The following is a 25040-nucleotide window of genomic DNA, read 5'->3' as shown; positions in this document are numbered from 1 at the left end:
TATTGTTGTCAACTTATTGATTAGCAAGGTTTTGCATTAAACCTCGCTAATCAGCCATAGCTATACCTAAGTTACTTCTTAGCTACTTCTTAGCTACTTCTTAGGTAGGGCTTTGTCGTGTTGATCAATAATCATAGTAACCGACTGATGTGGCCCGCTTTCGAAATTAACCGGCATTGAATAACCTATAATATCGTCTGGGCTTTTTTGATGGGGATTTTTACTTTTAGTCGCTTTTGCAACAATCACCACATTTTCCGCTTGTTGTAAGGTTAAATGCGGTAATAAATACATACTTTGATGCAATTCAATCTTGCTGGGTAACTGTGATAACTTACCTTTGAAATTCGCTAGCGGTAAACGTGCGCCCAGTTTAGAAGCATAAACATACAGCACCCAATCGTCAGCATCATTTGGCATTAATTCAGGGGAAATATTAACCTGTACGGTAATTTTTCTATCGGGTCTATCAGAGGTTTGCTCCTGTGCATTAGCCATATTTGACCAGCCAATTATTGACCACAGCAGTAAACAAAAACTCAAATATTTTTTCATCACCATTACCTTAAATAATCGCTAACATTACCACCAAGCAAATTTATTACTTAACAGCACATTGTAATTTTCTCTTAGCTAATTCTTAACCGCTTAATCAATAAGCGCAAGGAAATACCATGTAATAAAGTACATTTCTGCAGAAAATGTGACTTACCTCAAACTTGCCAATTTTCAACGAAGTAACTAATGCTAGAAAATAGCTTAAATCTCGCATACGCTAACGCTTCATATTTTCAATGGATGAGTTAATGAATAAAGTTGTATTAGTGACAGGCGCTGGGCGAGGTATAGGTGCTGCCACGGCAAAATTACTCGCAATGCAAGGTTACAAAGTTTGCGTTAATTACCGCACTAAAGCCGAGAGCGCACAACAAGTGGTTGCGGATATTAAACGCCAAGGAGGAAGTGCGTTCGCTTTTGCTGCTGATGTATCACAAGAAAACGAGGTGATTAAACTCTTTCAAGCAATCAATGATCAATACGGCGCTGTAACACATTTAGTCAATAATGCCGGCATTTTATTTACCCAATCAACTTTAGCTGATTTATCTGTAGAACGTTTTAACAAAGTATTAATCACCAATGTCACTAGCTGTTTTCTTTGTTGTCGAGAAGCGATAAAACAAATGCCAAATGGCGGCGCCATTGTTAATGTTTCTTCCGCAGCCTCAAGAATAGGCGCACCGAACGAGTATATAGATTATGCCGCTTCTAAAGGTGCGATGGACTCGCTTACCAAGGGTTTATCGTTAGAGTTAGCAGAGCGTAATATTCGCGTAAATGCTGTGCGCCCAGGTTTTATTGATACCGATATGCATGCCGACGGCGGAGAACCAAACCGAGTACAACGCTTAAGCCCACAAATCCCGTTAAGACGTGGTGGCACTGCAGAAGAAGTCGCCAATAGTATTGCTTGGCTTTTATCTGCTGAGGCCTCGTATGTTACCGGCACATTTATCGATATTGCCGGTGGCAAGTAGCTCATTTAAAAATAATTCCATTGCAGTGTATCTATTTTCTATAGTTGTAGCCCGCCATTTATTGCCTTTTTTACAATCTTATTTTGCCGGTGCCATTTGTCTATTAGACATGAAGCCAATTTACGCTCGCGAGTTAAAAAAAATTGAACAGATCATTGCAGATATGGAGGCATTGCAAGACTAAAATGTTAAAGAATCGGCTGTAGTAACAGAATGTCATATTTTAGCTACCTTGCGACTGCAGCCATTCAGTTAGAAACTAGATATTAAACATCTTTTATAACAACTACCTATCCTACGCTTAACAAATATTCCCAATCACCTTTTTAGTTACACCTGTAACATAGATGTTGCAAAAACAACACAATTGTACAATAAACATCCGAACAAACGTTAGTCACTGGATCACCACTTTAGCAAATGCTATAAGGTCGTGTTCGTTAAGTAAAAAAGCCCCCACAGAACAACCAAACTCACTTTTTTACCTATCAGAAGGATGTCCATATGCGTATTAGGACTGAAAAAAAACTAAGCCGTTTATTAATTACTGCGGCAATACTTGCACCATTAGCTTTACCTGTTCAAGCAGAATTTATTGAACGGAAAATAGCAGCACCAAACCTTACTCCAACCACATTATTAGCAACGCCATTTAGTCTTATCGCTGAAGAAGCGATTCTTGCTGATTTGCGTGGCCCATCTAATGTTAAAGACATTACCCTAGCGGTAAATAACAATGGTGAACTGGTAATTCACAATAACACGGTACGTTTGTTTAGCGACTTGAACGCTATTATTGACGGTACAGGTGTCACGATAAAGCAAGTGATTCAACCACGTACAACGGTAACCGTTTCATTAACCGACATTTCATTATCAGCAGAAACCACACTAACCCGTTTAGAGCCCTATGGCGTTTTTTCACCGAATGCCAATGGCTTTAATGAAAGTGTTGAAAAAGACATTTGGGTTGACGTTTACGCTGATATTCAACGTAATATGATGAAGTTTTATGCCCGTGCTGAAACTTATGACTATTACCAAAATTATTTTTGGTCTGAACGAGACGAGTCAAAAAGCTCAACGTTATCAAAGTGGCATAAAACAGCCACCTATGATATTCCAAAAAATTACCGTAAAGCCCATAAAGCCGCAGGCTTGGCCAGTAGCAGTTGGTTAGCACTAGCAGCCTATACTTTGGATCGCTCATTTACCGTTACCGATTATATTTATACTTCACATTACGGCACATTTAGCCACGAGTATGGCCACACCATGGGCTTCAATCATGATTCAGGTATGGCATACGGCTGGGATAATCCGGTACGTGCAGAAATGCAAAAGCTTATTGCAAACGGCACAGTCAACCGTGTTGCATCAGGCGATGAACCGACTAGCCACGATATGGATTTCTTTTTGCATTTTGATGAAGCCGAAGGCTTAACATTGTATCAGCAAGCCGATGCAGAATTTACTGGTATCGACTGGATAAATGTTGTTTACGATGATGCTAAAATTGCCCTCAGTGAAACTCGTATTGAAGATAACAAAGTCAAGTTTGACATAGCTAAAACCAGTCACGATAAAATTTTGTTTAATGCCCGTTTAACTGATCAAGAGTTTATGGCGAATTTAAGCTATCAAACACAAGACACCGAAGTGATAGAACTAGGTACATCAACATTTTTCATTCCAGACATGAGCGAGGATATTAGTTCAGGCATTATAGTTGATGCTGCGACTGACGTTGTTGGGCCAACAGCGCCAGTACTAAATGTTGGCAGTAAAACCCGCTTTAGTTTTCCGGTAACAGCAGAAAATGGTGAAACTCTGATCGTGCAAGCATGGGGAGACAAACACTACCCGGGCTGTGAATGGAAACCAATGGAAGATGCTGCCGGTTGTTCAACAAGGCATCAGCAATCGTTTGACGCCAATTTACGCATTAGTGTCACTCTAGAAGATAACCCACAATTAACCGTAGGAACCTATACCGGTTCACTGCCATTAACTCAAATTGATTATTTTGATCAAACCAGCACTAAGCCACTAGTATTACCAATTAACATTTCTGTATTTTCTGATCCAACACCGGCTAAATTTGCCGCAGAGCAAGTACAGCATGAACAAGCACGAGCAGCGTTAGTTGACGCACTACCTCTGTTTGATGGTGCCATCACAGGCAATATCCATAGTAGTGACGCGTTTAGTGTCGACATTAATGGTGATGCAAAAACCTTATGTTATTTTCATGCAGTGAAAAAAGATTTATCAACAACATCGTTACTTGGTTTTGTTGAAAACAACAGCTGTACTATTGGTGAACTAAACAGTTATAACGGTATAGCAGGCTTTAGCTCTGAGAGTTTCCTCACCTTTAACCGCAATACCATTAGCCAAGTTGAAGATAAAGTAATGATCACTTTGCCTGAAACTGATGAGCATCTTCAAATTTGTTATCGCAATGACGATCCTTGGACAGGTGTTGGTTTTATTAGAGGCGGCAAGTGTGTTTCTAATATGACGGCTAGCAATGGCAAAGGTTGGGGGTTTTCAAGCGGCAATCAATATCTAACACAATCACGTGACACCTTAGATCAATTACCAGAAAACGAAGGCTGGGTATTGCCATCAACAAACATTACACCTTTAACGGTTAATTTTGACCATGGTGAAAGTGCTATTTGTCGTATGAGCATTTTAGGCACACAACTTTTAGGTTATGTTGATAATGGCAAGTGTAGTATCGGTGCCAATAATGTTTGGCAAGATACACAAGGTTTTGGCTCATCTCAATACCAAGTAGTTGATGCAAATGCTAAACACAAAATTGCAGCCGTTAAAATTACCGTTGAGCAAAGTAGCTGGTTTGATCAGCCATTAGCGCTTGAAGTATGTTATCGCACAGAAGCCAATGTTGCTGGTGTAGGTTTTAGTACTTACGCGGGTCAATGTATGCAACACGACCGTGGCGTAATGAAAGCTAACGGGAAAAATTGGTATTTCGGCTACAACAGTAATAGCCCGAAAGTCATGTGGGAATATAGCTTAAGAACCGACGACATTTGGGTTACACCTTCATCAGCACAATTAACGTTTAAGTTACCCACCAGTACTGGTGAAAAAACCGTTTGTCGCTTTGAAGCAAACGATAAAGCGCACTACGGTTTAATCAACGAGCTTAATCAATGTGAAGTTGGTGCTAATAATCGTTTAAATGGCCAGTACAACTTTCATAGCGATGAATATCAAGTTATCCGCGCTGACGCAGGTATGCCGGGCGAAAATATTAACTTCTTTCACGATAACGATGAAGTAGTACAGCTGTGTTCACATAATGACACAGTAGGTTACAGCTTCGACGGCCAACGCTGTGAGCAAGCAGAAATACTTGGTGACAATGGTAACCGCTGGTTGCACAACAGTGATAACGCTATGCAGCAGTATATTTATCAATTTCCTAAAGATAACGCTTGGGTGTTTCCTACAGCAGCGTTAACACCTTATGTAGCAACAACTCAGCAGGGTGAATTAACGGTTTGTAGAACACACTTTAACAACCGCACCGTAATGGGTTTTGTGGTTGATAACCAATGTCAAATCAATAGTGATTTGAGTATTGAAGATAACTTTGGTTTCAGCAATGCACGTTATCAAGTTATTGACACTAGCCTAGGAAATTCAGGCGATGCTGTTACGGTGACTTGGGAAGATGGCATAAGCCGCGAAATTTGTTACCGCCCAACATCAAAATGGATGGGTGTTGGCTATAGAGGCAACCGTGGCAATCGCTACGTTAATCGCTGTCAAAGCAATTTAGGTGCAGACAACGGTGGTGGCTTTTTCTTTTCTAAAGGCAATACCCTGATCACCTTTCCATAGTATTTAATGATTTAAATACACAAAAGGACGCTGATATTAGCGTCCTTTTTATTATTTACCTGCATAATTCTGCTTATATTAACTCACTTTATCGTGGTATTTTTCAGCCAACTTTTCAACGGTTCAACCCATTGTGGAATAGGCTGATAAAATGCACCATGTTCAAGGCCAGTAGAAATTGCTAGTTCTGAAAAATGTTGCACATTGGGGCTTCTATCGATAACAAATTGACACGAACCGACACCATCTGAGGTTTCATAAATAGAATAAACATTGCCATAAAGTTTGATGCTAGTATCCGCTTTTAGCAGACCAGCACAGGCAGCTAGAATAATAGTATTCATGTCATTCGACGCGACAATGTTCGATGTCAGCGCCGTTATCTCACCGCCACGTGAAAAGCCTAATACGGTTATATTTTTATAAGGCACACCTTGTTTAACTAACTTATCAATATCAGCCGCTAACCTAATGGCAAATTCTCTTGGCTTTGTAGCTTTTGCTCGGTGGTAAGCAATAAGGTTATACGCATCATCTTGCAAGGCCTGTTTAACCGCAGGAAAGTCATATTTTCCCCAGCGACCGTGTACAGGTGTTGGATTATCCCCTTCAACAATTAAACCATGAGAGTAAAATACGTAATGGTCATTGGCATCAATTTGTTCAGGGAACTCGCTGTATAGGTTACCTGCCCACCCGTTTAACGATAAATAAATACCCGTTAGTAATATCGCTAATTTTAGTTTCATCATATTGTCTACTTCACTTTAATTTTCAATACTTATCTTGGTCAGTAATCACTAAGCAGAGAGGTTTTAGTCGTCTATATAAGCTAATGCCCAACTAATGCATTTTTCCGCAGCGTCTAAATCTTGGCTAATATAAGCCGATGTAATCGCCCCTTCTTTCAACATACAAATCAATTCAAATAATGATTGCTCAAAAATCGGCATTTGCGTTTTAAGCATCATTCGTACATTTTCTTTATGTTGTTGACAAAAACAGAAAATATTTTCATTTTGCCAAGTAAATTCTACTGCAGTATTAATAAAATAACAGCCTCTAAAGTCAATCAATGCTGGTACTTGATTATAAAACCACTGCGTTAAAGCGCTAAATAGTTTTTTTATGAACTCTTTATTATCAACTGAATTTTCTACCGATGATTCTAGCCAAGTAATAAAAATAGTATGTCTCTGCTCAAGCGTCGCAATGATCAACGCGTCTTTACTGTCAAAATAACGATAAAGTGTTTTCTTAGCGACACCTGAAACTTTCAATACTTCATTTATTCCAACCGAGTTGATGCCATTCTTATAAAATAAATCTAAGGCAGTGTTTATTAATAATTGTTGCTTATCACTCATGCTTTTCCTCACTAAATGCATCGATACCTTGACACATGTAGAACACTCTGTCTACCATAGATAAGTAGACAACTCGTTCTACTTATAAAATGATGAGGTGAAAGTTAACTATGAACAATATATTTACTGCGCTATACGCGGGTGTTGGCAGTGCATTGGCTATCGTTATTCTTGCACTTTTAGATAATGCCCAGCTTCAGCACATTTGGATCATGGCACCATTTGGTGCAAGTGCTGTACTGGTTTTTGGTGTGCCAGATAGCCCATTGGCGCAGCCTAAAAATGTAATATTAGGGCATTTATTAACTGCCTTTATCGGATTAATTTTTCTAACATATTTTAGTGTAACCCCAATAACATTAGCGTTAGCGACAGGGCTTGGCGTCAGTGCCATGCTATTGAGCAAAACAACTCACCCACCAGCAGGGGCGAATCCACTACTCATTATGCTCACAGGGCAAAGCTGGAGTTTTTTGCTCACACCGGTGCTTTTAGGTGCAATTGTTATTGTGCTATGTGGAATGTTAATGACAAAACTTAGAGGTAAATTTCTATCCCAAACTCAGTAACAACTTTATGCTGTTACTTAATTTAAATGTTGCATTAAAAATGCCGTTAAATTCTCAAATAATAAATATAAGGGTGTTATAGCAACTAACTTGGTTACTTCACTGAATTATTTTTTACTTGCAATAAGAATAAAGACCTAAAACAATTACATTTAAAATCATGTATTTAAGATTTATTAAGAAGTTTTAAGTTAGTTTTTTTGGCAATCGAGTGTAAAAACAGAACACTTTTAATCATTCTGGATTTTGAACATTATGTCATTGCAACACACAGCAAAAGTCTTGGCCTCATTATCAGTTTTAGCTCTTTTTCTAAGCAGTTTTTCGGTCGGTGCACAAACAAAAACCGCGCTATTTTGGCAAAATGCCACTGTCTATTTCATGTTAACTGACCGTTTTAACAACGCTGACCCAAGCAACGATCAAGCCTACAATCGTACAAAAGAAACCGCAAAATTACGGGGCTTCGAAGGTGGCGATATTAAAGGTATCACAGAGAAAATTGAGCAAGGTTACTTCAACCGCTTAGGGGTTGACGCCATTTGGATGACCCCTTTGATTGAACAAGTTCATGGTTATGACGACTCCGATGGGCTGACCTATTCATATCATGGTTATTGGCCAAAAGACTGGACTGCCGTTGATGCAAATTTTGGTGATGAAAACGACTTAAAACAAATGATTGCCAGTGCTCATCAACAAGGTATTAAAGTATTGCTTGATGTCATCATTAATCATACCGGTCCAAAAACGCAAGCAGACTGGGCTTGGCCAGACAGTTGGATCAGAACCAAACCTATTTGCCAATGGCACAATTATCAAGAAAACACCCAATGTGCGTTAGCAACTTCACTGACTGACATTAAAACAGAATCAGAAGCTGAGGTTGAATTACCCCCACAACTAATCAGAAAATGGCAAACAGAAGGCCGCCTGAAACAAGAACTCGCTGAATTGAATAGTTTTTTTGAGCGCACAAAATACCCACGAGCACCAAAATATTACATAGTAAAATGGCTAACCGATTGGGTACGCGACTACGGCGTTGATGGCTTTCGAGTGGACACTGCAAAACATGTTGAAGCTGAAATTTGGGCTGCACTGAAAAAAGAAAGTGAATTTGCCTTAAAAACCTGGAAACAAAACAACCCACAACAAGTGCAAGATGACTTGCCATTTTATATGGTGGGTGAAGTATATCACTGGGGACTAAATGGTTATGGAAATACCGCTAAAGACGGCTTATCGTACGACTATGGCGATAAACAAGTAAACTTTTTTGAGCATGGCTTTGACGCTTTAATCAATATGGGTTTTGTTGCCGATGCAGGAAAGCCTATTGAACAAACATTCTCAAGCTACTCAAAAGCGTTGAATAATGAACTTAGCGGCAAAGGTGTTCTTAGTTACATCGGCTCTCATGATGATCAAAATTCATACGACCGCGAACGTAGCCAACCTTTTGAAACGGCCTTTAAATTAATGCTTGCCCCTGGTGGCGTGCAAATTTATTACGGTGATGAACTCGCTCGACCTATGTATGCAGAAAATGCCTATGGTGATGCCAATATGCGTACTCCGATGAATTGGCAAGATATTAAAACACCTAAAACACAAACAATATTGGCACATTGGCAAAAGCTTGGCAGTTTTCGACAACACTTTGATGCAGTCGGCTCAGGTACTCATAAACAATTAAACCAAACACCTTATATTTTCAAACGTGAACTTAGCGGTAGCCCGTCAGTACTGGTGGCAAAAGATTTACCTATTGGTGCTAAAACAATTTCAGTATACGAGCTATACGCAGACGGTGAGCAAGTATTTGATCACTACTCTAATACAGCACTGACCGTGCGCAACGGTAGCGTAAAACTTAATAATGAATTTACCTACGCACTTATTGGTAAAGCTAAGGTGAAGATGTAGCACAGGCTTAATAAAAGTGGCAGTTATCAATCAGCAGTATTTGATGCTGCCCATTAGCTAAACAAGAAAATTGCGCTATTAATTCATAATGATTGTCCGCATAATATTGAATTAATAACTGAAAATTCACCTTATGCTGTCGAATGCTTTATCAAATTAATCATTATGTTTTAAATTTACAAACCCGTACATTGTCAGATGCTGATGTCAGCCATCATATTCGCCCTAAAACGTTGGCAGTATTAATGTATTTAGCACAGAGAAGCGGACAAATTATTTCTAAAAATGAACTGCTCGAGGTAATTTGGGACGATGTTAATGTTGATGAGGGAGTTATATTTCAATCAATACGAGAAATTCGCCAGCTATTTTCTGATACTAACATTATTCAAAACCACCCACGCAAAGGCTACGCTTTTACCGCAACACTAAACGCTATAGCAGCAGAACCACCTCTGCAGGAACACCTTAGCGAGCAAAATATTCAACCCAACATCTTAGCGTTGCTCAGGCAACACTGGCGTATATATGCCATCATATTCACTGCGATACTAATGACCTTTTTAATACACTTGTTGACTCTTAGCAATGACAACCCAAGTACCGAAGAGTCGCAATTAAACACCTTAGCTGCTTTCGAGCAAAACATCATTGTCTTACCGATAAAAGACAAAATTGCCTACGGCGAACATGATTGGGTTTACCTTGGCGGCATGGAACAACTTATCGCTAAACTAAAAGCGCTGCCGAGTACTATTTATATTCATGACGGTATCCGCATTCCGCAACTTATGCGAACAGCAGGGTTGAGCAGAAATTTTACCTCTGCAGAAACCACCAAGCTATTTACAACCACAGGGGCCACGCTGATTATTGAAAGTGAGTTCCACGGCAATATTTCTGACTACAAATTAGTCTATAAATTTCATGTTAAAAACGATGTAAAACAAGGGATAATTTTAAATACCGACATTAAATCCGCGCTGGCAGAACTCGCACAAAAGGTTGCCGAATTTACCCAACACCCACTGCAACGCAATGCTGACGAACCAGCAAAAGAATTCAGTGATGCATTATTTGCGCAAGCCATGATAAATTACGAAAAAGATTGGCAATCTTCCATCAGCTTTTTTGAAAGCTACTTGGCCTTAAACCCAAACTCAGTCATTGCCAGCATCTACCTCAGCAAATTGTACCTGTGGAATAAACAATACCCACAAGCACAAACACTGATTAAACAGACGGAAAAAATTGACAACATTAGCCAGAAAAATAAAGCGGAGCTCTATTTAATTAAAGGCCGCATTGCCTCGCAACAAAAATCATGGCAACAAGCTGAACAGTATTTTGAACATGCATCAAAAGCTATCGGAACAGCGCCAGAATGGTATATAAAAGCCAGTATTGCTGAGGCTAAAGGCTTGCATTATTTAGCCAAAAACTCACTCACTGAATCAGCACAAGCTTTTCAAAATGCCATTAAGCTAAATCAAATAACACAAAGCCCTATTGGCACCAACTCAAATACATTACATCTTTCATATGTGCTTTATCAGCAAGGAGAGCATCAAGCGGCTAAACAGTTGTTTCAGCAAGCAAAGAAAAATATCAAAACCACTAAGCTAGAATTTCTGTATTCGATGCTAGAAGATTACAGCAGCAAGCTTCAAATTACAGATTTAGGGGTTGCATTAAAATGACGTTTGAACTCTCGGCTAAACTGTGACGGACTCGTATAACCAACAAGCAAAGCTGCTTCTGTTGCTTGTTTTCCATCGGAAATAATTAAGTCTTTGGCCTTGTTTAAACGAATTTTCTTTAAGTATTGCAATGGCGTTTCTTTGGTTACTTGTCGAAACGCTTTATGAAAACCTGAAACACTCATATGGGCAAGATCTGCCAAGAATTCTACCGATATTGTTTCCGCGTATCGCTTATGTATAGTATCTAACACTCGGGCAATACGTGCGTAATGACCATCGTGATGGGCAAGATCAAAAAGAATATGACCATTTTTGCCAATTAACGCCCGGTAAACAATTTCCTCCACAATGGCTGGCCCAAGTATTTTCGCTTCAACATCATTTTGTAAAACCGTTAATAAACGCAATATTGTCTCACTCAATTGTTCACCCAAGGTATTGGATTTAACACCAAAATCCAGCTGATTTTTTTCTTTAGGCGTACCTTGTTCACCTGTCATTGCTAACTTATTATTTTGCTCATTTATTTGCGCAACCAGTTTATGCAAAGTGTGTGAATTTACATCTATAGCTAGACCTAACAAAGGTAGGCCTTGCTCAGTAAAGGCTTCACACTCTAATGGCATAGGTACACCTAGCACTAAATAATCGCCTGCACCATATCGCACACAGTTTTCACCAATATAAATGTTCTTATGGCCCTGCCCTAAAACAATGATGCCCGATTGATATAACAAAGGCTGTCGAGAGCTACCTTGGTCAGCACGATAAAATTTAACGCCATCAATGACAGTTCGATGTGAACCTGACAAGTTATTTAATGACTTCAAATCAACATAACGCTGCATTGCATTTGCAAGTTGCTGCACAAATTCACCTTCCTATATTTGTTTACAAATATTCATACGCAGCACTTTACACGAATAGGCAATAAATATCGACTAATTCACTATTTAACGAAGCATAACGAGAGTATTATGCAAAACATAATGTAATTAGTTAAAAACAAAACAATCACAAAACGAGGTATTTCATGGACTTTTCATACGTTAACCCAACACAAATTCACTTCGGTCAAGGCAAAATAGCCAGTATTAGCGATGCCATTCCAGCAAATAGCAAAGTTTTAGTTATTTACGGTGGCGGTTCTATCAAGAAAAACGGCGTTTACCAACAAGTTGAAAGTGCATTAGCAAACCATGCTTGGTCAGAGTTTTCTGGTGTAGAGCCAAACCCAACCATGGAAACATTAGATAAAGCCGTTGCCAAAGTAAAAGCTGAAAATATTGATTTTATCTTGGCTGTTGGTGGTGGCTCAGTCATCGATGGGGCAAAGTATGTTGCCGCAGCGGCATGCTATGATGGCGCCGGTTGGGACATATTATTAGGCAAGCATACCGTAACAGAAGCAGTAGCCATTGGCGCTGTGCTTACCCTACCAGCAACAGGCTCCGAATCGAATGCCGCATCAGTCATTACCCGCGCCGAAACGCAAGACAAACTGCCATTCTTTTCACCTGCGGTACAACCAAAGTTTGCGGTATTAGATGCTGATGCCATGAAAACACTACCAGAACGTCAATTAGTTAATGGCCTAGTAGACGCTTGGGTACATATTTGTGAGCAGTATCTAACACTACCTACTGGCGCTATGGTTCAAGACGGTTATGCCGAAGCGTTATTGAAGAATTTAATAGTATTGGCTGAGCAATATGATCAGCGTGAAACACTGCAATGGCGTGAAAACTTAATGTGGACAGCAAACCAAGCGCTAAATGGTCTAATTGGCGCTGGCGTCCCACATGACTGGGCAACCCATATGATCGGCCATGAGTTAACCGCTTTATATGGTGTTGATCACGCCCGTTCATTAGCGATAGTTCAACCTTCACTTTTACGCAATCAATTGGCAGTGAAAAAAGACAAGCTAGAACAGCTTGGGAAAAATGTTTTTGCTTTAGCTGCTGGCGACGACATGGCTGAGCGCACTATTGTTGCTATTGAGCAGTTTTACCACAGCCTCAACGTTACTACACAGCTTACAGAACATGGCGAAGATAAGGCAAAAGCAATCAACGACGTACTTGCTCAACTAGAATCACATAACATGGTTAAGCTTGGCGAGCATCAAGCGATCACCTTAACGCAAAGTCGTGAAATATTAGAACTTGCGATTAGCGAATAAAGCTCAACAATGTTGGTCAGCCAAGTGAGTATAGCTACCCATACTCACTTGGCTTTTTCATAACACTACTTTCTTCAACATTCATCATTAACAAGTGTGTTCAGAAAAACTAAAACACTAGCTATTTCATTTACAAAGTATTCAATAAAGCATCACTAAGTATACATTCAAGAGGATTCTTTGATTTACTGTAAAACTATTATAAAAATCAAAATATTGAATGTTCAGTTTACTTAAAGCAAACTGACAGGCATTTAGGTAATTTAATATTAGGGATAATAATGAAACCACTTGTAAAGCTCAGCTTGCTATTACTGTATATATTTAGCTCAATTACAACTGCCGCAAGTACACTTGAAGTCATAGAAATAACACACCCAGAATTCTCACAACCTTTAAAGTTTAATGTAACTCTGCCTGCAGGCTATGCGAAAAACCTAGATAAATCTTATCCCATAATGTTTGATTTTCATCCTAACGCGATCTCCTATTTAGATGGCATGCACCAATGGATGAGCCACAATGGTGAATGGCCATGGCTACAAACCATTATTGTTACACCAACCCCAGGCAACCGTGTTGGCATATTATTCGATGAAACAGGTAAAACTACACCGCTATTGGATTTTTTTGACCAACAACTATTTACCACCATTGATAAGAAATACCGTACTAACGGATATAGGATTATGAGTGGCTTTAGAACAAATGCAACCATAGTATTGTCTGGCTTACTCAACAAACCTCATATGGCGAACGCTTATATTGCCACCAGCCCTGAAATCAAAGATGACTATGCTGCGATTCTTTCAACCGCTAACAAGAAATTGAGCAACCTAAATGATAAACCGCGTTTTTTGCTATTTAGTCACGGAACAAATATTAAAGAAGAGCACCAAGTTGCCGCTTACCGAAACTTAAGAAAAATCATTCAAAGCTCGGCTCCTTCGCTATTAGAGTGGCACTATAAACATTTTACTGACCACTATTTTATGTCACTTCCCCCTCTTGCAACTATTTTCGCCATTGAAAAAATATTTGACGATATTCATCAAGGGCTTGCACCAACATCAGCAATATCTCAGCAAGGTGTATCGGCAATTATTGCGCATTTTGATTATCTTTCTAAGCAAAAATACGGCTTTAAGGTTTCTCCAAAAAACTCTATTGATAATTTAGGGTTTTATTTGCTCAACTATCAGCAAGAAAAAGGCATAGCCGTTTTTCAAAAACGTATAGAAATGTATGCCGACGATGCATATAGCCATCATAATTTAGCAAAAGCATATGCTCAGCTTGGTAATTACTCGTTGGCAGTAAAGTATCAAAATGAGGCGGTGGTAATTGCTGACAATATGTCGACTTGGCACAAAAAGCGTCATCGAAAATTTCTTAAACAATACCAAGCAAAATTAAAGAATTCAGCACTATAAGTTTTCTAACTACAAACAGCCAATTTAACTTTTTATGGATAAATTGGCTGTTTATCTATTTATGGCTATGCGTGAGCTTTATTAACGCGTAACCAATAAGTTAAGTACATAAGCCCTGCTCCTACTGCGATTGCCACTACACTTACCTTCGACATCAACACTTTAATCGGCATTAAATGCATAGCGTTTTCATGAGTAAAATTACTACGTAATGTGTCATCATTAATACCGAAGTAATCTAACAGTAATGAAGCAAACATTTGAGATTCCAAATTAAAATAATGAACAACAAAAGCTTCAACGAGCACGACGATAACTATCGGCAATAACGCCCATAAAAATGGCGCTTTATTGGCGAACATAGAAGCTAACATTAACCAAGCAAAGAGTGGAAATAGCCACAGTACAAATGGAATCAAGCTAAGCCATGTTAGTGCTAAATTACTGAAAAAATTAAAACTTCCCCATATATGCCACAGTGAAATATCGAAACCTACAGCAAGCACAACACAGACGATAAACGCGAAGACTACCGCAATCAATAAGGTAACGGTTGCCGCCAGCATAAACACCGCAGGGATAACAAAAGTACCCGTAAAGAGCTTGTAAGCGATTGTTGATAGATCGGATACTGGCATTGAACGCCAAAAGTAAATTGATAAATCTCTTCTTTCGTCAAATAAACAGACCAGAAAATAATAGAGTTGTACCAGCAGCGCCACCATCATAAAAGGTACAAATAACCCAGACATTGCCGCAAAGCTAAAACGGGAGAACTCTTCATCCAACGTATGATGTTGTAATTGCGCTAAACCATTAAAAATGGCATTCATTTGATAGTCTTCGATAATCAATAACTGTAAAAGCGGTGCCGCAACCATCATAGAAATAATAATAACAGGTACCCAAAAAAGCAGCTTATTAAACTCCCAAAGCTCTTTTTTAATGCTCATAGTAAATGTCGCGATATTCATTACACAGCCTCCTTAGTCATCACTCCAACAAAAATGTCAGCTAAACTTGGTGCGCTAATATTTCCCAGCATTTGCAATTCATCACCACTTGAACGGTCAAACAACATGGTTGTTAAGCCCATTAAACTATTCGTATGTATTGGCTTAAGTTCTTTTGCCTCAGCCAACTTGTCATTTGTAACCGCCACTAACTTAAAGCGCTCTCGCATGGCGTCAACACTTTCATTCAGCACTATCTGGCCGTCTTGAATAAAGGCAACGTCCGTTAGAATGTGTTCGATTTCTTCAATTTGGTGAGTAGTAACAAGAATGCACTTGTCTTCAGAGTAAAAATCTTCCAGCAAATGATTATAAAACTGATGTCTTGTCAAAATATCTAAACCTAGCGTAGGTTCATCTAGCACTAACACTTTCGCATCAATAGCTAAAATAAGCGCTAAGTGTAATTGCGTTACCATGCCTTTAGACAAAGCTTTAACTTTTGCACTTTGATCAATATTGGTTTTTGCTAGAAACCCTTCTGCTTTTTCGCGGTCAAAGTTTTTATGAACATCCGACATATAATCAAGTGCTTGCGACACTTTTAACCATCGAGGCAGTACTGCCACATCAGAAATATAGGCAACTTCATTAAGCATATCGGCCCGTTGTTTTCGAGGATCATAGCCCAATATATCTATGCTACCTTCAAAGTCAGACAAACCTAGCATAGATTGTAGGCAGGTGGTTTTACCGGCACCATTTGGCCCTACTAAGCCCAATATTTGCCCTGCATTAACGGTTAAATTAACGTCTTTGACGACCTTTTTCTTGCCATAGCTTTTATTTAAGCCATTAATAGAGATTAATGCTGTCATTATTTAGTCTCCGTTATCGGTTGTAACAAGTCCTCAGTCGACAGTTTTAAGCGATTAATTTGCTCAACTATTTTTGGCCATTGTGATGTTAAAAATGTTTCTCGTTCTCTGTTCAAAATAATGTCTTGCACGCCTTGGTTTACGAACAAACCTTTACCACGCTGTTTTTCAACTATATTTTCGTCCTGTAGCATTTGATACGCCTTAGAAATAGTAATTGGATTCAATTGATATTCTGCTGCAACCCTTCTAACGGAAGGCAACGCCTCTCCTTCGACAATATAGCCATCGAGTATTCTTGAGAGTACTTGTTGATACAGCTGAATGTAGATGGGTGTATCTGGATCCCACTGTGTTGGCATTGTTATTTTCCTTGGTTATTTATCACTCACCTTAGTGTTATACATCACCAACACACTATGCGCAAATAATTGATTTCTAATAAATGTAAATAGACATTTCAAGATTTATGACAACGGCTATTTTTAAAGGGCGGGAGCTTTTTTTCTGTTTAAAAATAAAATGCCGCATTAAAAACACGGCATTAGTTTTAATAAAAAACTGGCTTACTGTTTAACTGCAATTTCCGGCGTTTCAGCTAAGTCATGATAAAAATTCATTATTTGTTGGCCTTGAGCATTTTTATCAATAGTGAAGTAACTCAAACTACCATCATAATAAAAACCATTGTCCGACATTGGGAAAACTTGCCACTTGTGTCCTTCGCCTCGCACAGAATACACTTTGTCACCTTCCATAAAGATCTTTCGAATACCTCCTGAAGCAAGTTTATAGCTTCCCATCATAGGCGTTAATTGCTCTTTACTCAGCGCAACTTTCTCAAATTTTGGCACTGGCATATTAAGCGCAACAGCTGCTAACATTCGGGCAATTTCACCGGGGTTACCGGCATCATAATTATTTAACACCGCCACATAAAGGTCTTCACTAGGAATATAAAAAGCGTTTGTCACAAAGCCATGAATACCACCACCGTGGCCTATAGCGTCATACTTATTAAACTTAAACATCCCTAAACCAAAGCCGTAATTTGACATACTGCCATCATTTAGCTGCATAGGTGATGTCATCAACTTGTAATTCTCAGCCGATATTAACTCGCCATTTCGTAATGCTTTAAACCAAATATTTAAATCATAAACGGTTGATAATAGCGATCCCGCTGCATGCGGCCACATCATATTTACAAAGCCAGCATTTACGTAACCGGTTTCACTCGCAGAGTAGCCATTTGCGCGGTTAGGAATAATCTGCAAACCACCATACTGGCTATTTTTCATGCCTAGTTTGGCAAATATTTCTTGTTCAATAAAGTCAGCGTAAGATTTACCACTTGCGACTTCAATAATTTTACCTAATAAAACATAACCAGTATTTGAATAGCGATTTGCCTCACCAACTTTTAGTGCCATCGGATGTTTAGCAAAACGAACTATCATGTCATCAAGTGTTGTTGGTGTTTGTAGCTCTTGACGCCAAATATGCTTATCTTCCGTATAGTTGGCAATACCTGAGGTGTGCGTTAGTAAGTGCTTGATCGTAACCTTGTTACCCTCAGTTGGAAAATCAGGTACATATTTATGCAAATCATCTGATAGTGATAATTTACCTTGTTCAGCCAGCATCATAATTGCCGCACCAGTAAATTGTTTAGTAATAGATCCTAAACGAAAAACGCTGTTGGTTTTTAACGGGACTTGCAATTCAATATTTGCTAAGCCACGGGCGTTCTTATAAAGTATTTTATTATTTTTGCTAACTATGACCGCAACACCTGGGCCTGTTTTTTCAACATACCGAGCTAACACCTCATCGTAATCCTTTTCATTAGCAGCCTGTGCTTGCAGCAATGGTATGGTGATTAATAACACTGACAACGCTATTTTTTTTATTATATTGATTTTCATAACTATCCTTATTTTAGAGCTTTTCCTATCTTAACCTAATTAGCTTTGGTTGCTAATTGTTGTTCTTTGTGAAATGTAACCAGTCTTTTTGATATATTGAGATAACAAAAAAGCCTCGAAATGAGGCTTTAAGTTGTTCAAGTTTCACAAGCAATTAACTAAGTTAATGTCTATTAAAGCGAAATCTTGAGTTTTTGCTTCGGCTGTAAATAGGCATTACGCGGCAATTTATTCCAGCGTACTAAGTCTTGCACTTTCACTTTATATTTACGGCTTATATCCCATAGATTATCGCCGCTTTTCACCACATGATAGCGTCTTTTAGTGCCAAATCGATTAAAATCATTAAGATTAACAATATTATCCGTTAACGGTAACACTAACTTTTGACCAACTCGAATAGTATTCGAAGCCAACTGATTTAACTGTTTAATTTTTGCAACTTGCACGCTATGTTTTGCCGATATTTCACTTAAAGTATCGCCAGCTTTAACACTATAGTGCTGCCAGCGTAACCAATCTTTCGGTTTAGTAGTCGCTAACTTATCTTGTAATAGTGCAGCACTGGCAATAGGTACTAATAACTGATGCTTGCTGTTTGGTGGCGTAACACCACGATTTAGCCCTGGATTTAATTTCAGTAGTGCCTGTGGCTCGGTATTCATCCACTTAGCCGCTAAAACAATGTCTAACGGTTTTTCAAGTGTAAGCGCCGTAATAACTGGGGAATTTTTAATTGGCGTGAAAACATAATTAAGTTCATCTGCCCTTTGTAATATATCGATAATAGCCAATAGCTTAGGTACGTATGCCGTAGTTTCTCGTGGCAGATCTAACGACCAAAAGTCATACGCTTTATTGGCGCGTTTATTTTTGGCAATCGCTCGCCCTACTCGACCTTCTCCTGAGTTAAAAGCCGCAACAGCATTTAACCAGTCTTGACCAAGTGTGCGATGAAAAAACTGAAAATAATCTAAGGCAGCATGAGTTGAAGTTACTACGTCGCGACGTCCGTCATACCACCAATTACGAGTTAAATTGAACCGCTTCGCGGCAACAGGCATAAATTGCCACAAGCCAGCGGCACTTTTATGAGAAACGCCATAAGGTAAATAAGCGCTTTCAACTATGGGTAACAAAGCCAGCTCAATTGGCATGTTGCGGCGCTCTATTTCTTCCACAATATAATATAGAAACGGCTCTGCACGCTCGGCAATAGTCACCATAAAATTAGGGTGACGTAAATAATAATCTCGCCACTTCGCTACCTCTTTATTGTCGGGAACAGTAAAGGTGAGTTGATCACGAATTCTTAGCCAAACATCATCATAAACCACAGTGCTTACTGGCGGCTCTGATTGCAAAGCGTCAACTTGATGGCTTTGCTGCCTTGGTTTATCGATAGCGCTCGTTGTCATATCTTGGCTTTTAGGCGATTGCTCTGGCGTTAGCTGACAGCCCGTAAACAATAAAGCCCAGGATAATGGCAAAATAAGTTTTACTAAATTGAGTTTCATAAAGCTGGCTAGATCACAAGTTGGAACATTAATGAAGAACACTATGCGACATAAGAATTATTCATCATCATTTTGCTGTTTAATGGTACGCAAACGTTCACGATACTTGTCACGTGCCAGTGCCTGCATATCAGTAACAATGTCACTTTCATCAACAATTTCACGACCAAGCAAAGTTTCTACAGCATCTTCTAACGTAACAACACCAGCAGTTTGACCAAACTCATCTTCCACTAAATACATGTGCATATGGTTTTTAATAAACATGTCGAGCAGTTGCTGAACGGGCAGTTTTTCTGAAACTCGGGTTAGCGGGATCATAAAATTGCCAATAGTTTCATCACCACGACCATTTCTTTCCGCTTCATAAAGGTCACCTTTAATAACCTTACCTTTAATATCATCAACGGTTTTATCGTATACAGGAATACGAGTAAATTGACTGGTTTGCTCATGATTAAGTGCTTCGGTAACCGTTGTTCCTTGATGCAACATATGAACAACAGTACGTGGTGTATGCACTTGTGCGGTACGTAATTCACGTAGTTTCAGCATATTTGACAAGTATTCATTTTCTTGTGAAAACAAACTGCCATCCTTATGGCTTAATGACGCTAACGCAATAATTTCTTCGCGAGTGACTTCGTTTTCTTTGCCTTTTTTAAACATGCGAGTTAAGCGAGTAGAAACCCAAACTAGCGGATAAACAATTCTTACTAGCCAAGTAATAATATGCGCGGAAGGAACCGCTAAACCACGCCAAAAAGTAGCACCTAAAGTTTTAGGAATAATTTCTGAAAAATATAGAATCGCTAGGGTAAGTAATACCGCAACTAAAGTTTCCCATTGTGCGCCAAATACTTGAATAGCTTGCGAACCAACCCCAGCTGCTCCCATGGTATGAGCAAAAGTATTCAAAATTAAAATACTCGACAACGACTCATCTAAGCGAGTTTTAACATTAGCGATAGCTAAACCTGCTTTTGGTCTTTTTGATTGAATTTGCTCAACAAAACTAGGGGTTATTGATAATAAAACAGCTTCTAACACTGAACATAAAAACGATACGCCAATGGCAATAGCGAGATAAATAAAAAGTAGGGTCACGTAAAATTTCCAAACAAACCAATAGATATTCTGTTAAGTAGCTTACAGCATATCACATTGCTGTAAATAACTGACCCTTTCATTATTTTTTAAAACAACAAATAAATAACCTTGTTATCGTTAAATACATTACTTTAAAAACATAATAACAACCTAGTTATTTAACTTGCGTCATTTCATTAATGGTAAATTCCGCCACCGCTCCTTCCGTGGCTTTAACATAATCAGCTAAATGTTGGTTATTCATATGAGCTTGCCATAACTCACGCGATTGCCAATTTTCATAAAACATAAAATGCGCTGGGTTGTCATTGTCTTGATGTAAGTCGTAGTTAATGCAACCGGTTTCAGCACGGGTAACTGAGATCAGTTTTTCTAACTCAGCTTTAACTAATTCGACGTGGTCAGTCTTGGCTTTAATATTGGCAACTATGGTTAATGTGGTCATGGTCATATCTCACTTATTTGGTTGTTTGCTTGGTTAAAAATAGGTTTACAACAATACATCTGGGCAATTAAAAGCCTTGTAAAACAAGTTTGCCTATCGCAGTACCAGACTCTAGTTCTTGATGGGCAATCCGCAGGTTTTCAGCATTTATCACCCCTAAATTTTTCCCTACCGTAGTTTTTACATAATCACTATCAATCAGCTCCGCAACTTGATTAAGTAAATGACCTTGCTGTTGCATATCGGCGGCATTAAACATAGAACGAGCAAACATAAACTCAATATGAAATGACAAACTTTTTGGCTTTAACTTCATAATATCAAGTGGTGTTTCTGGGTCATCTATCATGGCAATTTTGCCAAATGGCGCGAGTAACTCGATATAGCTGTCAAAGTAAGATTCAGTACCGTTTAAACTTGCCACATGGGTAACTTGTTCAATAGCTCCACCTTCGACTAAATCAGCAATTTGGGATGCTAGTGGCTGACTATGATTAACAACAAAGTCAGCACCTAACTCCTTAACCCAAGCTTTTGAGCTATCACGTGATGCAGTTGCAATTATGGTAGCACCGGTTATAGCTTTAGCCAGTTGTACAAGAATAGAGCCGACACCACCGGCGGCACCAACCACTAAAATAACCTCTTTTGATTTATGCTGACTTGTTGCTGGCTGCTGCTTAATGGCCAAATGCTCAAATAACATTTCCCAAGCGGTAATTGCCGTAAGTGGTAAAGCTGCCGCTTCTGCATCAGACAAGCTAATTGGTTTTTTACCAACAATACGTTCATCCACTAGTTGACATTCCGCATTACTACCTTGGCGGGTAATATCACCAGCATAAAAGACCTTATCGCCAGCGCTATAATCACTAACCAAGTCACCTACCGCGACAACTTCGCCAACAGCATCCCAACCGAGCACTTTATATTCACCTGCATTAGGTGCGGCATTTAGTCGTACTTTATAGTCAACAGGGTTTACTGCTATGGCTTTTACCTTCACCAGCAAATCATGCCCTGTAGCAATAGGTTGTGGTAGTTCAATATCTACTAATGCTGCTGAATTAGTAATTGGCAAAGGTTGGTTATATCCGATCGCTTTCATTGCATTCTCTCTTCAATTTCTTAACTGTTTAACTTAAGAGCTATGGTATCGCTTGATTTGCCACCAATAAACAGCATAATAATTGATACATTATCAAAATATTTTTGACAATATGCAGATTGAAGATCTAAAAGTAGTGTTAAAAGTAGCCGAACAAAGAAGCATCACATCAGCTGCAACTAGCCTAGATATGCAAACAGCAACTGCGAGTGCGGCAATTAAGCGCGTAGAGCGAACACTAGGTGTTGAGTTGTTTACCCGTACAACGCGTAGTTTGAAAATAAGTCATGCTGGTGAACGATACTTGCCTCAGTGTCAGCAAGCTATTGATATGTTAGAGCAAGCACAACGTAATGTGAAAGATGACTTAGGGGTTGTTGATGGTGAATTACGTATCGGCATTTCGTCAGATTTAGGGCGTAATGTTATAACTCCTTGGCTAGATGAATTTATGCAAGCGCATTCTGCCATCACCTTGAAAGTTAACCTAACCGATAGCAATATTGACTTTTACCGTGACTCTATCGACATTTGTTTGCGGTACGGTTCACCGACTGACGCGAATATGTATGGCTTTAAAATTTGTAATGTGCCGAGACTATTATGTGCAAGCCCAGATTATATTAAACAACACGGCGCACCTCTTCATCCTAACGACTTAGCCTCACATAATGGCCTTTTCTATCAACTTGGCGACATAATTCACGACGTTTGGCATTTTTCTTCCAAAGAGCAAAAATTCAAAATTAAAATTAGCGGCAATAGAGCAGGTAATGATGGTGACTTAGTAAGACGTTGGTGCGTTGCCGGCCACGGTATTGCCACTAAGTCAGCATTAGATGTCGCCAACGACTTGCTCGAAGAGCGTTTGGTAAACTTACTACCTAACTATAAACCGGCAGACACTGAGCTTTGGCTTATTTGTCCCAGCCGACAATCTATTACGCCAGCTGTAAGGTTGCTTCGAGATAATTTTACTATCCGCTGCCACACGCTATTGCAAAAATTAGTGGATAAACAGATTTTAAAAGCTAGCGATATTACCCTTTAACATTTTTTGCAACGGCTCTCCTTTTCAGTAAACTCAATCACATTACCCTGCTTATCCAAAGATAAGTGGCAACAATTGCTATATAACTCAAATAGCATTTGACGGCTTTTTTGTACCCGAGATTTTAGCGTTGAATACTTAATACCATGTTGGCTAGCGTATTCCTTTTGCGATACACCGTTAATTTCAATGGCTGTTAATAATTCAGCTTCTGGCTTAGGTAATGCGTTGATAAAGGGAACAACACACAAAGAAAGTTGCTGTAAAATGCTTTTATCATGTGCAAAATACCATAACTCTTGTTGGTCAAGTTGGTTGTTTCTAGCGCGTTTACGGTAAAAATCAATAATGGTGTTATTGGCAATTTGAAACAACCAAGACTTAACTTTTTTAACATCATGTACTCGGTGTAAGTTTTGAAAACTCTTTAATAAGATATCTTGCAGCAAGTCTTCAACGTCGTCAGGGTTTGAAACATTTTTATGTAAAAAGCCCGTTAAACTGGCCTGATATTGCTGCCAAATAGCTTCCACACTTATCATATAAGTCTCCTTGACTAGTAATAACCTAGTGAGCCATTACTAGCCGATAAAGAAAATGCCATGAACTTATTGCAAGTTATTAACCACAACAATTTGTTGTTCCACATTGTTCATTTGCTTGAGCACTTTTTCCTGCACCTAAAAAGGTATTGTTGAGATAAAAATCAGTAAAAAGTTCTTCAAAATCATCTGAAGTAGTATTCTCTGCAACCCCAGATTCAAGCAAAGCGTTTTGCCAAGCTTGCATTTTCGGTAAACCACATAAGAAGTCAAAACCTGTGTGTTTTTTAACTATATCAGCACGATGCAACAAAGGTAGCCAGGCAATATCAACATTACTTAAGTTATTTGATTTAAAGAACTTGTTTTCATTTGATAGTTGTTGCTCAACCTTTGAGAAAACCGAAATAAACTTTGCTGACTTTTGTTTAAAGGTTTCTTCATCTTTGCTACTCATGGTGCCACACTGTGCTAAATAGTGCTTGGTACCCAAATAGCTCCATGCGCGGTCGATAGCACGTTGCTCATTGCTGACATAGCCTTCAATACCGCCAAATTCATCTTCAATATATTCAATGATGGCATCCGACTCAAATAAAGCCGTACCTGACTCGGTAATCAACACGGGTACTTGGCCATTGGGCGAAATATCTAAAAACCATTGCGGCTTATCTTTTAAGTTAATATATTCAATTTCATAAGGTACATTTTTCGCCTTAAGCGCTGCGGTAACACGTTGCACAAACGGGCAAATTTTAAAACTAATAATTTTAAGCATGTTAATTCTCACTTCTATGTTAAATAATTTATACCCTTAAGACGAAGTGCACTTAGAAAAGACGAAGTAATTATTAATTTATTTTATGAATATGCGATAAAACATAACAAGGCCACCAATACAG

At 38.9% G+C, this 25040-nt stretch carries 22 protein-coding genes; 8 read left to right on the top strand and 14 right to left on the bottom strand.

All coding sequences use genetic code 11. The annotated features are described in order from the left end of the window. Window positions 1-93: 93 nt before the first annotated feature. Window positions 94-555 carry a c-type cytochrome biogenesis protein CcmI/CycH gene (locus AC27HL_RS16055; RefSeq protein ID WP_487082061.1) on the bottom strand — a complete coding sequence of 154 codons (462 nt, stop codon included), beginning with the start codon at window positions 553-555 and terminating at the stop codon, window positions 94-96. Between the two features lie 251 nt (window positions 556-806). Between AC27HL_RS16055 and AC27HL_RS16050 the strand changes: the two genes are divergently transcribed. Both AC27HL_RS16050 and AC27HL_RS16045 read left to right on the top strand, forming a co-directional pair. Then, window positions 807-1538 (top strand): glucose 1-dehydrogenase, encoded by a 732-nt coding sequence (locus AC27HL_RS16050; RefSeq protein ID WP_487082060.1) that lies wholly within the window; start codon window positions 807-809, stop codon window positions 1536-1538. A gap of 504 nt (window positions 1539-2042) precedes the next feature. After that, on the top strand, window positions 2043-5420 hold the full coding sequence (locus AC27HL_RS16045) for a hypothetical protein (protein ID WP_487082059.1): 3378 nt from the start codon (window positions 2043-2045) through the stop codon (window positions 5418-5420). An 83-nt stretch (window positions 5421-5503) separates the two neighbouring features. On the opposite strand, the gene AC27HL_RS16040 is transcribed toward AC27HL_RS16045, so the two are convergent. Next, on the bottom strand, window positions 5504-6172 hold the full coding sequence (locus AC27HL_RS16040) for an alpha/beta hydrolase (protein ID WP_487082058.1): 669 nt from the start codon (window positions 6170-6172) through the stop codon (window positions 5504-5506). 63 nt (window positions 6173-6235) lie between these two features. Continuing rightward, window positions 6236-6787: a TetR/AcrR family transcriptional regulator gene (locus AC27HL_RS16035; RefSeq protein ID WP_487082057.1), complete on the bottom strand. Its 552-nt coding sequence runs from the start codon at window positions 6785-6787 to the stop codon at window positions 6236-6238. 110 nt (window positions 6788-6897) lie between these two features. On the opposite strand from AC27HL_RS16035, the gene AC27HL_RS16030 reads away from it, so the two are divergent. The 3 genes from AC27HL_RS16030 to AC27HL_RS16020 all read left to right on the top strand — a co-directional run bounded on the left by AC27HL_RS16030 (window position 6898) and on the right by AC27HL_RS16020 (window position 10985). After that, entirely contained in the window at window positions 6898-7356 is a 459-nt protein-coding gene (locus AC27HL_RS16030) for an HPP family protein (RefSeq protein WP_487082056.1), read from the top strand. Window positions 7357-7611: 255 nt separating this feature from the next. Continuing rightward, on the top strand, window positions 7612-9285 hold the full coding sequence (locus tag AC27HL_RS16025; protein ID WP_487082055.1) for an alpha-amylase family glycosyl hydrolase: 1674 nt from the start codon (window positions 7612-7614) through the stop codon (window positions 9283-9285). A 143-nt stretch (window positions 9286-9428) separates the two neighbouring features. After that, window positions 9429-10985, top strand: coding sequence for a winged helix-turn-helix domain-containing protein (locus AC27HL_RS16020; protein WP_487082054.1), 1557 nt, complete (start codon window positions 9429-9431; stop codon window positions 10983-10985). On the opposite strand, the gene AC27HL_RS16015 is transcribed toward AC27HL_RS16020, so the two are convergent. Next, on the bottom strand, window positions 10952-11857 hold the full coding sequence (locus tag AC27HL_RS16015; RefSeq protein WP_487082053.1) for an AraC family transcriptional regulator: 906 nt from the start codon (window positions 11855-11857) through the stop codon (window positions 10952-10954). The two genes, AC27HL_RS16020 and AC27HL_RS16015, sit on opposite strands and share 34 nt — an antisense overlap. A 164-nt stretch (window positions 11858-12021) precedes the next feature. On the opposite strand from AC27HL_RS16015, the gene AC27HL_RS16010 reads away from it, so the two are divergent. Together AC27HL_RS16010 and AC27HL_RS16005 are read left to right on the top strand one after the other, a co-directional pair. Continuing rightward, window positions 12022-13173: an iron-containing alcohol dehydrogenase gene (locus AC27HL_RS16010; protein WP_487082052.1), complete on the top strand. Its 1152-nt coding sequence runs from the start codon at window positions 12022-12024 to the stop codon at window positions 13171-13173. A gap of 281 nt (window positions 13174-13454) precedes the next feature. Beyond that, window positions 13455-14606 (top strand): alpha/beta hydrolase-fold protein, encoded by a 1152-nt coding sequence (locus tag AC27HL_RS16005; RefSeq protein ID WP_487082051.1) that lies wholly within the window; start codon window positions 13455-13457, stop codon window positions 14604-14606. Between the two features lie 65 nt (window positions 14607-14671). Here the strand turns inward: AC27HL_RS16005 and AC27HL_RS16000 are convergent, their stop codons facing one another. From AC27HL_RS16000 to AC27HL_RS15965, 8 genes are all read right to left on the bottom strand, one after another. Beyond that, on the bottom strand, window positions 14672-15580 hold the full coding sequence (locus tag AC27HL_RS16000; RefSeq protein ID WP_487082050.1) for a hypothetical protein: 909 nt from the start codon (window positions 15578-15580) through the stop codon (window positions 14672-14674). Further along, window positions 15580-16437, bottom strand: coding sequence for an ABC transporter ATP-binding protein (locus tag AC27HL_RS15995; RefSeq protein WP_487082049.1), 858 nt, complete (start codon window positions 16435-16437; stop codon window positions 15580-15582). The genes AC27HL_RS16000 and AC27HL_RS15995 overlap by 1 nt, the downstream gene beginning before the upstream one ends. Next, a complete protein-coding gene (locus AC27HL_RS15990) occupies window positions 16437-16799 on the bottom strand; it encodes a GntR family transcriptional regulator (protein WP_487082048.1) in 363 nt (120 codons plus the stop codon). The genes AC27HL_RS15995 and AC27HL_RS15990 overlap by 1 nt, the downstream gene beginning before the upstream one ends. Before the next feature lie 204 nt (window positions 16800-17003). Then, on the bottom strand, window positions 17004-18365 hold the full coding sequence (locus AC27HL_RS15985; protein ID WP_487082047.1) for a serine hydrolase domain-containing protein: 1362 nt from the start codon (window positions 18363-18365) through the stop codon (window positions 17004-17006). Between the two features lie 173 nt (window positions 18366-18538). Beyond that, window positions 18539-19882 (bottom strand): LysM peptidoglycan-binding domain-containing protein, encoded by a 1344-nt coding sequence (locus tag AC27HL_RS15980; protein WP_487082046.1) that lies wholly within the window; start codon window positions 19880-19882, stop codon window positions 18539-18541. Window positions 19883-19939: 57 nt separating this feature from the next. Next, window positions 19940-20989, bottom strand: coding sequence for a CNNM domain-containing protein (locus AC27HL_RS15975; protein WP_487082045.1), 1050 nt, complete (start codon window positions 20987-20989; stop codon window positions 19940-19942). Between the two features lie 157 nt (window positions 20990-21146). Continuing rightward, a complete protein-coding gene (locus AC27HL_RS15970) occupies window positions 21147-21437 on the bottom strand; it encodes a putative quinol monooxygenase (RefSeq protein ID WP_487082044.1) in 291 nt (96 codons plus the stop codon). A 67-nt stretch (window positions 21438-21504) separates the two neighbouring features. Next, complete coding sequence (locus AC27HL_RS15965; RefSeq protein ID WP_487082043.1) at window positions 21505-22545, bottom strand: zinc-binding alcohol dehydrogenase family protein; 1041 nt, start codon at window positions 22543-22545, stop codon at window positions 21505-21507. A gap of 112 nt (window positions 22546-22657) precedes the next feature. Between AC27HL_RS15965 and AC27HL_RS15960 the strand changes: the two genes are divergently transcribed. Then, on the top strand, window positions 22658-23596 hold the full coding sequence (locus tag AC27HL_RS15960) for a LysR family transcriptional regulator (protein ID WP_487082114.1): 939 nt from the start codon (window positions 22658-22660) through the stop codon (window positions 23594-23596). On the opposite strand, the gene sigZ is transcribed toward AC27HL_RS15960, so the two are convergent. Then, entirely contained in the window at window positions 23593-24138 is a 546-nt protein-coding gene (gene sigZ, locus AC27HL_RS15955; RefSeq protein ID WP_487082042.1) for an RNA polymerase sigma factor SigZ, read from the bottom strand. The genes AC27HL_RS15960 and sigZ overlap by 4 nt on opposite strands. Window positions 24139-24217: 79 nt before the next feature. Continuing rightward, window positions 24218-24916, bottom strand: coding sequence for a glutathione S-transferase family protein (locus AC27HL_RS15950; protein ID WP_487082041.1), 699 nt, complete (start codon window positions 24914-24916; stop codon window positions 24218-24220). Between the last annotated feature and the right edge of the window lie 124 nt (window positions 24917-25040).

The organism is Colwellia aquaemaris, assembly GCF_057548755.1.
Note: the sequence above shows the minus strand (reverse complement) of the source record. Positions and strands in the feature narration are given on the sequence as shown.

Excerpts from the sequence above, each read along its gene's own strand:
- AC27HL_RS15985 (WP_487082047.1), bottom strand. The coding sequence starts at position 18,365 with ATGAAAATCAATATAATAAAAAAAATAGCGTTGTCAGTGTTATTAATC.
- AC27HL_RS15965 (WP_487082043.1), bottom strand. The coding sequence starts at position 22,545 with ATGAAAGCGATCGGATATAACCAACCTTTGCCAATTACTAATTCAGCA.
- AC27HL_RS15995 (WP_487082049.1), bottom strand. The coding sequence starts at position 16,437 with ATGACAGCATTAATCTCTATTAATGGCTTAAATAAAAGCTATGGCAAG.
- AC27HL_RS16030 (WP_487082056.1), top strand. The coding sequence starts at position 6,898 with ATGAACAATATATTTACTGCGCTATACGCGGGTGTTGGCAGTGCATTG.
- AC27HL_RS16035 (WP_487082057.1), bottom strand. The coding sequence starts at position 6,787 with ATGAGTGATAAGCAACAATTATTAATAAACACTGCCTTAGATTTATTT.
- AC27HL_RS16040 (WP_487082058.1), bottom strand. The coding sequence starts at position 6,172 with ATGATGAAACTAAAATTAGCGATATTACTAACGGGTATTTATTTATCG.
- AC27HL_RS15970 (WP_487082044.1), bottom strand. The coding sequence starts at position 21,437 with ATGACCACATTAACCATAGTTGCCAATATTAAAGCCAAGACTGACCAC.
- AC27HL_RS16000 (WP_487082050.1), bottom strand. The coding sequence starts at position 15,580 with ATGAATATCGCGACATTTACTATGAGCATTAAAAAAGAGCTTTGGGAG.
- AC27HL_RS15980 (WP_487082046.1), bottom strand. The coding sequence starts at position 19,882 with ATGAAACTCAATTTAGTAAAACTTATTTTGCCATTATCCTGGGCTTTA.
- AC27HL_RS16045 (WP_487082059.1), top strand. The coding sequence starts at position 2,043 with ATGCGTATTAGGACTGAAAAAAAACTAAGCCGTTTATTAATTACTGCG.
- AC27HL_RS15960 (WP_487082114.1), top strand. The coding sequence starts at position 22,658 with ATGCAGATTGAAGATCTAAAAGTAGTGTTAAAAGTAGCCGAACAAAGA.
- AC27HL_RS15950 (WP_487082041.1), bottom strand. The coding sequence starts at position 24,916 with ATGCTTAAAATTATTAGTTTTAAAATTTGCCCGTTTGTGCAACGTGTT.
- AC27HL_RS16025 (WP_487082055.1), top strand. The coding sequence starts at position 7,612 with ATGTCATTGCAACACACAGCAAAAGTCTTGGCCTCATTATCAGTTTTA.
- AC27HL_RS16010 (WP_487082052.1), top strand. The coding sequence starts at position 12,022 with ATGGACTTTTCATACGTTAACCCAACACAAATTCACTTCGGTCAAGGC.
- AC27HL_RS16005 (WP_487082051.1), top strand. The coding sequence starts at position 13,455 with ATGAAACCACTTGTAAAGCTCAGCTTGCTATTACTGTATATATTTAGC.
- AC27HL_RS16050 (WP_487082060.1), top strand. The coding sequence starts at position 807 with ATGAATAAAGTTGTATTAGTGACAGGCGCTGGGCGAGGTATAGGTGCT.
- AC27HL_RS15990 (WP_487082048.1), bottom strand. The coding sequence starts at position 16,799 with ATGCCAACACAGTGGGATCCAGATACACCCATCTACATTCAGCTGTAT.
- AC27HL_RS16055 (WP_487082061.1), bottom strand. The coding sequence starts at position 555 with ATGAAAAAATATTTGAGTTTTTGTTTACTGCTGTGGTCAATAATTGGC.
- AC27HL_RS16020 (WP_487082054.1), top strand. The coding sequence starts at position 9,429 with ATGCTTTATCAAATTAATCATTATGTTTTAAATTTACAAACCCGTACA.
- sigZ (WP_487082042.1), bottom strand. The coding sequence starts at position 24,138 with ATGATAAGTGTGGAAGCTATTTGGCAGCAATATCAGGCCAGTTTAACG.